We start from the raw sequence: 11,996 nt of genomic DNA, 5'->3' as shown, positions 1-11,996 counted from the left end.
CTATAATATAGGGATAAGCTAAAATAAAAGGGGAACTGTATCATACTTTTCCCCTTTTACAAAATTGGGATGCTCCCGGAGTAAGTTCTATTCACCATAAGTTCGATCGTCACAAATGCCCAATGAAACACGCCCGCGATCAAACAAAGAGCCTTTTTGACTCTAAAACCGCCTCGGACTCTTTGCTGCCAGGAGAAATACTCCTGGCAGCCCTCCAACTAGGAAACAAACGCTCAAACTTGCTGGCGCCGAAAAACCGGGTTTCACTGCCAGTGGCGAAAAATTTCAACTCTGCCCCGTGGAAGATAGTATGAACAGGTCAATTTTTGGGATACTAGAAACTAGCACTCAACTTAGCTGAGGAACAAACGTGCTGCTATCAAAAGGCTTTGAAGTAGAAATGTATACCGGCACTCCCGAAGGTGAGGTTGTCGGTCTATCCGATCGCATAGTTGCCGATCTAGAGGGATTTGTCCGGGAGCCTGATAGCCGCAATGTGGAGTACACGACCGCCCCGCTGTGCAGCTACGATCGCCTGTTGTGTGCCTTAGTCAAGCCACGAGTTCGGCTGCGCGAGTATTTAAAACAATTGGGCGACTATACCTTGCTGCCAGGAAGTACCTTGTCTCTCGGAGGGAGCGATCGATTTTACAGATCCGATCCCAACAACCCCTACCACACCTACATCGAGCAAACCTACGGCACCAAAGTCGTCACCGCCAGCATTCACATCAACATCGGCATCTCCCAACCAGAAATGCTGATGCGCGCCATCCGCCTCGCCCGCGTCGAAGCACCGCTGTACCTTGCCTTGAGCGCCTCTTCCCCCTTCCTCGACGGCGAAGTGACGGGCTATCATTCGACTCGGTGGGGTTTGTTTCCCAAAACTCCTGCCATCGTCCCCCTGTTTGAAAGTCACAGACATTACATCCAGTGGACTGAAGAACAGCTAGAACTCGGTACTATGCAAAACGTCCGCCATTTGTGGTCTGCAGTGCGACCAAATGGCGATCGTCGCCCCTACTGTCTCAACCGCCTCGAACTGAGAATTTGCGACCTCGAAGTCAATCCTCTGGCTTTGTTGGCCATTACTGCCTTGCTAGAAGCTCGCATCTGGCAGATGATGGAAGACCCCAGCTTAGACCCCTTAGAACTCAGCGCCTTGCCTGCGGCCACCCGCAACCAAGACTTAGTTGCCCTCACAGACGCCAACGAAATTGCTGCATCCCGGCAAAGTTTGGATGCCGAACTTACTCACTGGCAAGACGGCAGAACTATTCTGGCACGAGATTGGATTGAGGAAATTTACCGCGAAGTGTGGCCTATAGCCAAAAAACGCGGCTTTAGTTGCTTTCTCTCGCCCCTCAAAAAGATTCTCCGGGAAGGCAACACGGCCCAGCAGTGGTTGAAGCTGCACGAGGGCGGTTCGGACACCCGCAGTATTATTCTGCAAGGGATTCAGGGGATGGCTCACCAAGAATGGGAGCTAGAAGACAACTTGTGCGCTCAGTTAGTTGCCTGAAGTATCGGCCGTTATTATAACGGGGGCTTTCACTAGCCCCTTGGCTATGGGTACTCAGCCAATACAAATAGCCCGAACCTCCCGGTCAATCGGTTTTAGATTTTAGAATTGAAGCATTGACCCCACGGATAAATTCGGGGGGCAAGTTTCATCGGATACAAGTTTTTTATTTCTGGACGGATGAATCCGGGGGCTTGTATCCTGGATGCTTTCGGTCAAAAGTTGCAGAGCGCCTCCCAAAAACAAATCAGAATATTTAATCAATGGAGCTCGACAAAGGTTATAAATAAAAGCTATAAGGTATATCTACCTGTGGGTAGTTTTATAAATTGCCCAATAGCTGTATTTTTCGCTTTTTATTAGCTTCATGCCCCAACTTGTCTTGATTCACCCGCAAATCCCCCCGAATACTGGCAATATCGCCCGCACTTGCGCTGCCACAGGCACGGAACTGCATTTAGTCGGCCCGCTGGGGTTTGAAATTAGCGATCGCTACCTGAAACGGGCAGGCTTAGATTACTGGCCCTACGTCAACCTCCAGTGCCACGAAGACTTAGCGGCTTTTCAGGCCTATCGGGAGCAGCGGGGGGGACGATCGATCGGATTCAGCACTGGCGGGCGATGCAATTACGCGCAATTCCAATTTCAGCCCAGCGACTGGCTGATGTTTGGCTCGGAAACTGTAGGCATTCCCCAATTCGTCTTGGATGCCTGCGACGCCACAGTTTTTATTCCGATGAGCCAGCCTGGAGTCAGGAGTTTGAACCTCTCCGTCAGCGCCGCTGTGGGTTTATTTGAGGCTAAACGACAGTTGGGGGAGCTGGGATAAATCATTATCAACACATAAATATATAGATATTTAATAGCTGGCGGAGGCTGCCCAGTCTCCATTTTAATATAAGAAATTTGTATCAAAGGAGTGAAAATTTCGATAGCCGACATTAATATATTTTATTCATTCAAAAACAGATTGTTATCAGCAACACCAAATTACTCCCAAGATGATTACGCAACAAAAACAGAGGATTTTAGCGATTTAGGGCGTGAGCGAGTACCAGCTTGGGTCTGAACACTATATCTAGTAAATATACGGTTGTAGGTTGTCCGGAAATTAGCCTAAAGTCTGATAATAGGTGAGAGTTCAGAGCCTTACCGGAACGCATAATTTATGTATTCGTTCCAGCTATTGCGGTGTAAGGCTTGTGGGGTTAATTGCAGCAGGTTTGACCGAGAATTTTAAAATTTCTGACGGTTTGAGCTTGTCTAAATTAAAAAAGCAAGGTAATCTGGCCTAAGCATGATAGCTGTCAACAATCAGAATATTTTTGCTTGTTGATTTAAACTCAGCGTCATGCGATCCCCTTGAGTGTTTCCAAGGACAGTTAGCGCTTCTCAGTAGGAGGTCGTTTTTTTGAAACGAACATATCCCCAAATTAAGCCTGTTCAGGCTAGTGAAATCGACAGAGACGGTTCTGCGGAACCATCCAAACAGACAACGCTCAGCACAGGCAGAGTTCGCTCTCTCGCCACGATCGGGCTGGCAATATCGGTAGGTGCTTCTGGCATCCTGCTACCGAGAAATGGAGACAGCGCTCGCGCGTCTGAACTCGCACCGACATCGGAATCCACCGCTGAAGTACAGCCAGTATCGGCCAACGGGCCCGCTACGTCCGCACAAGTTGACGGTTCCAGGGCCCAACAGCCCGGTGCACCTTCTGAGCCGGCGACGGTTAAGGTGAAGGAGGGGCAAAGCCTTTGGGAGCTTTCTCGGGATTATGAAGTTGAACCGTTGGTACTAGCAACTGCCAACGACATCCAACCCGATACCATACTCCAAGTTGGCCAACAGCTCACAATTCCGACTGCGACGGAAGCCACACCACAACAGAACGCCGGCTATAGCACATCGGCTTCGCTAGATCGCGCAGCAACGGTCAATCCCGAACAAGAGTTAAATCTGACTGGCTCCGAGCCATTGGATAGTACAGCCATGACAGGGCTGCCATCAACCGCAGCGACCCCGCTGGTCACGACGGTACCGGAACAAAGTTCGATCGAGATCCCGAATGCAGACGGGGCGATCGACAGTTTGAAAAAACAGGAAAACCGCACCACAGAATCGGGTCGAACTATGTTCGGGTCGGAGGGGGGAGCAAATTCATCTACATCGGCGGCATTTTTGCCGGAGTCAGCACCGACGCTGACCTCCCCCGGATATGCAAGTGGGACAACTATTCCTGACCTCGATGCCACACCTGTAATTCCCAATTCCGGGGGAGGTCAAGCAGCATCGCCCGATCAAGCATTCGAGTCAATTGAACAGTCTTTGGCAACACCCAGTTTGCCCTCGGCTGTGCTAGTCCCCCCTGCGGGAAGTACCGCCGCGCCGGCTGAGGTTCTCTACAGCGTGCGTCCGGGAGATACGGTAGATGCGATCGCCAAAGGTCACGGCGTATCGCCCAAAGATCTGATCTCCGTCAACAAGCTCGGCAACCCCAACTTGCTGAATGTCAATCAACGGCTCAAAATTCCCCAAGTTGGGTTTAAAAATCCAGGGGTGGAGGCTGCAGCATCTTATTCTGCCTCCAACTCTACATCTGTCTGGGCGGCGAGTTCGGTTCCCGCATCTTTGAACCCCAGCTCGTCTACCTCGGAAATAGCCGGTGCTGGCGTTGCAGCACCCGTGCCCAAAGTGCCTGTTGTCTCTCCCCTGGAGAACCTGGAAGGTCTGAACAATATTTCAGCGCCGATGGTTCCCCAAATTAACAGCATTCCGCTGACTCAAGTTTCCCAAACGATTAGCGATCCACGGAAGCTGGATCTTCAAGGCGAACCAACATTTACAGGTGCTGTTGACACCAGTGCCCTGCCTGGACCAGCCAGTGCAACTGCTAGCGCCATCGCTACGGGAGAATACCCGCAGCCGAGCAGCTTCGTGGCAAATACTAGCGCCCAGGGTTCAAATGCCGATCCAACTAGCGCTTTATCAGAGTCGAATTCGGAGGCTCTCCCTACCGCAGAAGCTCTCAACCCTTATTCCGAACGCTTGAGGGCAGAAGTTGTCAGGCTGCGAGAGGAATATCGTGCCTCGCGCAATTCGATCGGCGCCAATGCGGTGTCCCTGGCTCCAAATGACGGGCCCTCGGTCAACCCGTCTGAGGATATGCCAAGTGTCAATCCATATCTCTACACCCCAGACTATACTGAGGCGGTGCAGAATGAAATCAGCAGACCGCCATCGAGAGCCTGGTCTGAGCAGGTTCAGAAGCAGCAGCAAGAGCGTTTAGACCCTGCTCGTGCAGCGGAACTGCAACCGATAAACCTGACGCCGACCTCTGCTGGGCAGCAGCCTGTCGTAGCAACTGCTCCTTTGGGAGCCGACGGTTACGATCCCCTAAGCAACCCGTCTTTGGGACGCATGGTTTCTCCAGAACTGCCTCCGCTTTCGAGCCCGGATACCTATCTGCCTAACGGCAAACAACAGTCGGCTAAGGGGTTTATTTGGCCGTCTAAGGGCGTTCTTACTTCTGGCTACGGCTGGCGGTGGGGACGGATGCACAAAGGAATTGATATTGCAGGGCCGATCGGCACGCCTATTGTGGCAGCATCAGACGGGGTGGTTACCTATGCTCAGTGGAACGACGGCGGCTACGGGTATCTGGTGGAAATTACCCATCCTGACGGCACTGAGACTGTCTATGCCCACAACAGCCGAATTTTGGTGCAAAAGGGTCAGAGAGTCGCTCAAGGGGAACAGATTTCAGAAATGGGCAGCACCGGCTTTAGTACCGGGCCGCACTTGCACTTTGAAATTCATCCCGCCGGACAGGGTGCTATCAACCCAATGGCTTTTCTGCCAGACGATGATGCGTCCAGCGCTTCTCGGTAACGACTGGTCGGAAGTTATGGGTTTTGAATGATTACCAAAACTCATAACTTTTACTGGAAGTCATTAGAAATTGTGTTGAGTTAAAACAAGACATAGCTAGCCCTACCGTGCTACGATAGTAAATCGTGAAGTAGATTTGGCTCAGTGGCGCAGTGGTTAGCGCAGGGGACTCATAAGCCCAAGGTCGCAGGTTCAAATCCCGCCTGAGCCATTATTTAATCAAAGAAAAACTGCGCTCTCAAATTTGAGAGCGTTTTTTTTTGATTGATCGAGAAGATACTTGTAGTCGTTATGAGTATGATATATTTGTAACAGTTCGTAAAAAAGGAAACAAAATCTATGACCAGTGAATGCCTCCGGGTTGGTCAAGCTGCACCCGATTTCGCAGCAACAGCCGTAGTGGATCAGGAATTCAAGACAGTTAAACTGTCCGACTATAAAGGCAAAAAGTATGTAGTCCTGTTCTTCTACCCCTTGGACTTCACCTTTGTGTGCCCGACTGAGATTACAGCATTTAGCGATCGCTTCGAGGACTTCAAGAAAATCGATACCGAAATCCTTGGCGTATCCGTGGACAGTGAATTCTCTCACCTCGCTTGGATACAAACAGACCGCAAATCTGGCGGTGTTGGCGACCTCAACTATCCCTTAGTTGCTGACCTCAAAAAAACAATTAGTTCGGCTTACAACGTCCTCGACCCAGAAGCAGGCATTGCCCTCCGAGGTCTGTTTATCATCGACAAAGAAGGCATCATCCAACACTCTACTATCAACAATCTTGCCTTCGGCCGCAACGTGGACGAAACTCTCCGTACTCTGCAAGCTATCCAACACGTCCAGTCTCATCCCGATGAAGTTTGTCCCGCTGGCTGGCAGCCCGGTGACAAGACTATGACTCCCGATCCTGTCAAGTCTAAGGTATTCTTTGCTGCGGTTTAAGCAGATTATATTTGTACGGACACGGCAGTGTCGTGTCCCTACCTCCAGGGGCATTCATTTAACCGGATTTTTAATTAGCAATTAGCAATTACCCAATTAGGAAATATGCTGACTTCTACTAATTTTAGCGGCTTGTTAAATCAGCGGTTTTTCCAAAATTTATTGCCTGTTCCGGCGACTAATGTTCTGAACCTGGGACAGATGACGCCAGATTTTGAATTGCCGGATATTAATAATGGCAAATTGGTGCGGCTGTCAAATTATCGGGGCGATAAACCGGTGGTTCTGGCTTTTACGCGGATTTTTACAGAAAAGCAATATTGCCCTTTCTGTTTTCCTCACATTAAAGCTTTGAATGAAAACTGGGAAAAATTTGCCGATCGCAATATAGAATTATTGATGGTTGCCAGTACCGACGATCGCCAAAGCCAAATTGTGGTTAGAGATTTAGGCTTGAAAATGCCTCTGCTTTCTGATCCGGGCTGTCAAGTTTTTCGGGCTTATCAAGTCGGTCAGGCTTTAGGTGCTCCTTTGCCTGCTCAGTTTGTTTTGGCTGCAGATGGAAAACTCCTCTTCAAACATTTGTTTTCTTTCATAGACCACAATGCTAGTGTGGACACTTTGCTGAAATATGTCGGTAAGGAAACCGCTGCTGTGTCCTAATTTGGAGTTTTTCACCGCTGATGTACGCTTGTTTATGCCCATCAGCGGGATTTTTTCAGCGGTTGACACTGGCTGCGACAGGTCTTTAGTAATAAATACTTATTGTGCCAATTTCGATGGCGGAATGTTGCCATGTTGGCTCGACATTAATCTAGGCTATAGCTTGAAGGTACTTAGTACAAGTTTAAGCCAATGTCGTCTCCCAAAGATCGATCGAGCAAAATTGAATTGAGCGTCTTAGCGTCGCATCCTGAGTTGTTGACAGGTTTAGATGCGTGGCTGCGGCTAGGTTTACTTTCGCCCGCTGAGGTTGAGGAATTGTGCCGACAGTATTTAGTCTGCCCACTCAGAGATCCCGCTGTAGATTTTTCTGAAATTGACGATAGCCCGATCGCTCCTATTGCCGAGCCAAAAGTACCTGCCTTATCAACGCCTCAAGCAGTACCTAGCAGCAGAGAAAGCGTTGCTAGGCCCACAGAAACTACTCAAACCTCTAATTTTATCGCTCAAATTTTGCACTCGCTAATGGCAGAAATTAGCGTGGTGTGGCTGTTGTTTTTAGGAGTGTTCATGGTAGTTGTCTCCTCTGGAGTCTTAGCTGCCAGTCAGTGGGAAAGATTTCCTGCAGCCGGACAATATGGAGTTTTATTAGCTTATACTTTAACCTTTTGGGCGATTAGCAGTTGGGCAAACAGACAGCAGAATTTGCACTTGACTGCTCAAACTTTGCAAGAAGTGACGCTGTTGCTAGTGCCGATCAATTTTTGGGCGATGGATACTTTTGGATTGTGGCGGTATCCTTGGGATTGGGCGGTAGCAATCGCAGCGGCACTTATTTTGACTTGGATAACTGCCCGGATTATCAAATATCAATATCAAAGCTTTTCAGGAAAAAACATCACTCGCTCGATCACCCTAAATCACTTGGGATTGAGTTATTTGCACTGGGGGTGGGCATTTGCCGGCTTTTCCCTTACTGCGGTTTATGTGGGTACAGTGGGAACTGCTGCTACTACTGTTTATCAAGTTCAGCAACAACGATTGCAATCTATCCAACGTGGGGAAAATACTGAAACATTCCCCGCTGCTTTCAGTTTGAGCAGAGATTTTTTGACTTACAAAAAAGCAGCTTTAGTAGCTTATTCGTTAGGAATTTTACTGGGGCGAGCGATATTTGTCAAGGATGTAAATATCGCTGAAATGGGTTTAGCTTTGGCGATTTGTGGCGTGCTTTTAGCATGGCTAGATTGGCCGCACCCCCTCGCATCTGCGACTATTGAAAACAATATATCCGACCAGCCAAATCCCAGCAACTTTTTTAACTGGCAATTAGCGGGAATGGGTTTGTTGGGTTTGGGATACCTGGTTTGTTTTCGCGACATTCCGCTACAGGCGATCGCCGTTAGCGGAGTGGCTGTTTGGTTTTTTTATAACCGTTTAGTGCGGTTTTGGCAAGAGTTTGATTTGCTAATGCTGGAGGCAGTTGGACTTCAGAGTATTTGGCTGTTTTGGCGAGTGCTTCCTTTAGGGATTAAAACACAAGTTGTGGCATTTTTAACTCAGCTTACCAACTCTCAGGAAACTCCTTGGGCTTTTTGGGGTGTTCTGCTGTTGCCTTATTTAATTTTAATGGTAAGTGCGGCCGAGTGGCTCTACCGCAAGCGAAAGTTTCAACTTGCCCGTTTTGGCGAAAACCTTGCTCTCGGTTTGGGTAGTGTTTTAACTCTTATTAGTTTTGTCAATCCCTTTTGGCGATCGCTCAATTTATTAGTCTCTACTTTAATTTTAGGTTGGATCACTTGGAAATACGTAATTCCCGATAATTCCCGGCGAGTTTCGAGGCCGGCTTCTGCGGCTGAACAACAGGGAAATCCGGCAATTTTGGTTCCCCTAACTCACATTATGGGTTTAGGCGCGATCGCTTCGGCAATTGACTTATTTTTCCCAAACCTGCCACCCAATATTTGGTCGGCAATATTATTAATATTCATGGCGAGTGAATGGGTATTTTTTGTCGTAATGAAATCGGGAAATTTCCCAGAAAACTCTGCCTTTTTACGCTGGCATCCTGCATTGTTCCAAAGTTCCTGGTATCTAGGCTTAGTATTAGCAGGATTTAGCTTTGTCTTGTTGCAAAATTATGTGATTGCGGGTACTGCCACTGATCGCCCTCAGTGGAGTTTGCTCTGGCTGGCGACTCCTTTGGCTTTGACTGCTGTTGCTAAATATACTGAGGTTCCTCACAAACAAGTTGCCAGTACCTTTAGTACGATCGCCCTAATATTTGCACAAGTTCTAATTTTTATTTTTCCGGGATATCGGTTAATTGGTTTGGGGGTTGCCACCGGATTAATGTTGGTCAATACTTACTATTTAGTCGAGCTACCAGCGGCGGCGATTGGAGTGGGGTTTGGCTTGAGTTTCGTAGCTGCGGCGATCGATCAATTAGGTTTTGTGTCGGGTTGGGATTGGGGAATTGCCGGGGCGATCGCTCTTCTGTGTCTGTGGTTGGTTCGCAGCAGGATTGTTCGTTTTTCCAGCCGTTTACCTGAGCCTTCTCAATTAGCTCAAATTTACGATCGAGCTTTAGATGGGTGGGCAATCTTACTCGCAGGCTTACTGTTAACAACTATTACTTTTTATTCCTTTGAACTCTACGCAGCCAGTAGCTTGAGTTTCCCGCCTTCTACTGAAGTTTTGGCTGCTATTTTGGTGATAATGGCTGCGATTATTTTCCGAAGTTTACGCCAACTTTCCCCTTGGGCAATTTATGCTTTGGCTTGGAGTTTGGAGTTGTTGACAGCAGTGGGTTTGAGTTTTGTCGATCGCACGACGATTAATTTGGCAGTTGCTAATATCGCTCTCGGATTGTTTACGCAATTGTTGGGGGATTGGTGGCGGCGCCGTCACCGCGAGCAAACAATTTTACCTAGCATTCATGTTATACCTTTGGTTTATGGGGTATTGGGTTTAACTTTCCGATCGCACACTTTGACGAATTGGACTGGTTTAACTGTGTTGGGTGCGTCTTTAATTGCGATCGGCATTGGTAGGCGGGAACCAGAATTCAAACCTTTGGTTTATTTGGGATTAATTGGCGTCTCCGTTGCTGCTTACGAATCGCTACTATATCAACTTTTTCAAGCAGCAGGAGGAGCTTTTGGCGACGGCTTAATTGTCCTGGCAACTCTCGGCACAACATTAACATATATCTATCGCATTTTATCTCCTTGGCTCAGCAATTATTTACATTTAACTAATGCAGAGTTAAAAATATTTGCTCACCTGCACTGGGTTTTGAGCAGTTTGCTGCTGATTTGGGCTTCTGCAGATGATATTAAGTCCGGCTTAAGTTTAGGATTAGTCACTGGTGCTCTATTAGTTCAATACGCTTTCTTGCAAGGGCGAAATAATCTCGATCGCAAATGGGGAGAAATTTGGATTTACTTGGGCTGGCTAGAAGCCTTTGGCATCCGACTTTATTGGATCAATACGCCTTTAGTTAAGTATATTTCCGGGCCGCTGGGGCCTTGGAAAGTTGCCTTCGCTTCTCTATTTGCCTATTTCATTTACATTTTGCCTTGGGACAACTGGGGTTGGTCAAAAAAACCTTGGCAGGTAATTGCTTCGCTGATTCCAATAGTTACTATTTTGGAAAGTCCGGCTAAGTTTTATCCGATTAGCTTGCTGATAGCTGCTACCTTCTATTTTTTCCTGGCTTGGGAAAGGGAAGAAGTCCGTTTTACCTATGTGAGTGTGGCGATAATTGACTGGATATTGCTGCGGTGGTTCTGGCAAATAGGATTGACTCAGCCAGAGTTTTATGTTACTCCTTTAGGACTTTCTTTACTCTACATTACTCAGTTCGATGGCACGCTCAAATTACCCGCACAAAAACCGCTGCGCCACACTCTGCGAATGCTCGCAACTGTGCTGATTTGTGGAATGCCTCTTTTGACTCAGCAAGGCCACGGTTTAGTGGCGGGAGCTTTTAGTTTGGCGGCGATTGCAGCGGGTTTGGCGCTGCGAGTGCGGGCATTTTTGTTTGTGGGAACGGGAATTTTTTTAATCAATGTTTTCTATCAGTTGGTGGTTCTGATATTCGATTATCCGCTGATTAAATGGGCGATTGGTTTGGCTTTTGGGATTGCGTTTATCTGGATTGCTGCTACTTTTGAAACGCGGCGCGATCGCATTTCTGCTTTTGTGCAGCATTGGGTTGGGCAATTGCAATCGTGGGATTAGGTTCATTGATTGTAAGGCGGGCAATGCCTGCCCTGCTGAACGACTAATGGTCGATGTAGTATAATCACATTATTAAACCTGGATCGCAGACAAAAACTTTAATATTCCTGTACGAAACAATGATGACAACTCAGTTAATCAAGCGGTTATTTACAGTAAAAGAATATCATCAGATGATTGAAGCTGGTATCTTGACTAAAGATGATAAAGTTGAATTAATTCGAGGAGAAATTGTTCAAATGGCTGCCGTTGGTAGAAGGCATACATCTCATGTCAAGCGTCTGACAGAGTTATTCTATATCTGCTTATTATCGAGAGTAACCATTGGAGTTCAAGATCCGGTAGAATTGGACGATCGCTCGGAACCTGAACCGGATATTTCCTTGCTGCGACGGCGCGATGATTTTTACGAATCGGGACATCCTCAGTCTGAGGATATTTTACTAATTGTGGAAGTAGCGGATGCAACCGCTGAAACTGATAGAAATATCAAAATTCCTCTTTATGCCGAAGACAATATTGTAGAAGTTTGGCTAGTAGATATTAACGAGCAATGTGTAGTAGTTTATCGCGAACCTTCTCCTTCGGGATACCAAAATATTCAAAGATTTCATCGGGGTCAGGTTTTATCTATTCTAGCTTTTCCAGATGTAGAAATTGCTGTAGATAATGTGTTGGGATAATAGAGTCATAACTCATACCATTTTTGATTTTTGATTTTTGATTTTTGAATTGGGA

7 protein-coding genes and 1 tRNA gene are annotated in these 11,996 nt (G+C 47.4%); all 8 read left to right on the top strand.

Going from position 1 to position 11,996, the window contains the following annotated elements; translation table 11 throughout:
• The first annotated feature begins 370 nt into the window (after positions 1 to 370).
• The 8 genes from gshA to QUA83_RS12415 all read left to right on the top strand — a co-directional run bounded on the left by gshA (position 371) and on the right by QUA83_RS12415 (position 11,941).
• Positions 371 to 1,522 (top strand): glutamate--cysteine ligase, encoded by a 1,152-nt coding sequence (gene gshA, locus QUA83_RS12450; protein ID WP_333293459.1) that lies wholly within the window; start codon positions 371 to 373, stop codon positions 1,520 to 1,522.
• 367 nt (positions 1,523 to 1,889) lie between these two features.
• Positions 1,890 to 2,351, top strand: a complete 462-nt coding sequence (locus QUA83_RS12445; protein ID WP_333293458.1) for a tRNA (cytidine(34)-2'-O)-methyltransferase — start codon at positions 1,890 to 1,892, stop codon at positions 2,349 to 2,351.
• Positions 2,352 to 2,933: 582 nt separating this feature from the next.
• Positions 2,934 to 5,411: a peptidoglycan DD-metalloendopeptidase family protein gene (locus QUA83_RS12440; RefSeq protein ID WP_333293457.1), complete on the top strand. Its 2,478-nt coding sequence runs from the start codon at positions 2,934 to 2,936 to the stop codon at positions 5,409 to 5,411.
• A gap of 138 nt (positions 5,412 to 5,549) precedes the next feature.
• A tRNA-Met gene (locus tag QUA83_RS12435) sits at positions 5,550 to 5,622 on the top strand.
• 128 nt (positions 5,623 to 5,750) lie between these two features.
• Positions 5,751 to 6,350: a peroxiredoxin gene (locus tag QUA83_RS12430; protein ID WP_015178160.1), complete on the top strand. Its 600-nt coding sequence runs from the start codon at positions 5,751 to 5,753 to the stop codon at positions 6,348 to 6,350.
• Between the two features lie 105 nt (positions 6,351 to 6,455).
• Positions 6,456 to 7,013, top strand: a complete 558-nt coding sequence (locus QUA83_RS12425) for a redoxin domain-containing protein (RefSeq protein WP_333293456.1) — start codon at positions 6,456 to 6,458, stop codon at positions 7,011 to 7,013.
• 192 nt (positions 7,014 to 7,205) lie between these two features.
• Positions 7,206 to 11,258, top strand: a complete 4,053-nt coding sequence (locus tag QUA83_RS12420; RefSeq protein WP_333293455.1) for a hypothetical protein — start codon at positions 7,206 to 7,208, stop codon at positions 11,256 to 11,258.
• A gap of 122 nt (positions 11,259 to 11,380) precedes the next feature.
• Complete coding sequence (locus tag QUA83_RS12415; protein ID WP_333293461.1) at positions 11,381 to 11,941, top strand: Uma2 family endonuclease; 561 nt, start codon at positions 11,381 to 11,383, stop codon at positions 11,939 to 11,941.
• Positions 11,942 to 11,996: the final 55 nt, after the last annotated feature.

This window comes from Microcoleus sp. K1-B1 (genome assembly GCF_036704705.1).
Lineage (GTDB): Bacteria > Cyanobacteriota > Cyanobacteriia > Cyanobacteriales > Microcoleaceae > Microcoleus.
The sequence above is the reverse complement of the archived record's forward strand: the minus strand, read 5'-3'. Positions and strand labels throughout refer to the sequence as shown.

Bases quoted from the DNA above. Each gene is read 5' to 3' on its own strand.
- QUA83_RS12445 (WP_333293458.1), top strand. From the start codon at position 1,890: ATGCCCCAACTTGTCTTGATTCACCCGCAAATCCCCCCGAATACTGGC.
- QUA83_RS12430 (WP_015178160.1), top strand. From the start codon at position 5,751: ATGACCAGTGAATGCCTCCGGGTTGGTCAAGCTGCACCCGATTTCGCA.
- QUA83_RS12425 (WP_333293456.1), top strand. From the start codon at position 6,456: ATGCTGACTTCTACTAATTTTAGCGGCTTGTTAAATCAGCGGTTTTTC.
- QUA83_RS12420 (WP_333293455.1), top strand. From the start codon at position 7,206: ATGTCGTCTCCCAAAGATCGATCGAGCAAAATTGAATTGAGCGTCTTA.
- QUA83_RS12415 (WP_333293461.1), top strand. From the start codon at position 11,381: ATGACAACTCAGTTAATCAAGCGGTTATTTACAGTAAAAGAATATCAT.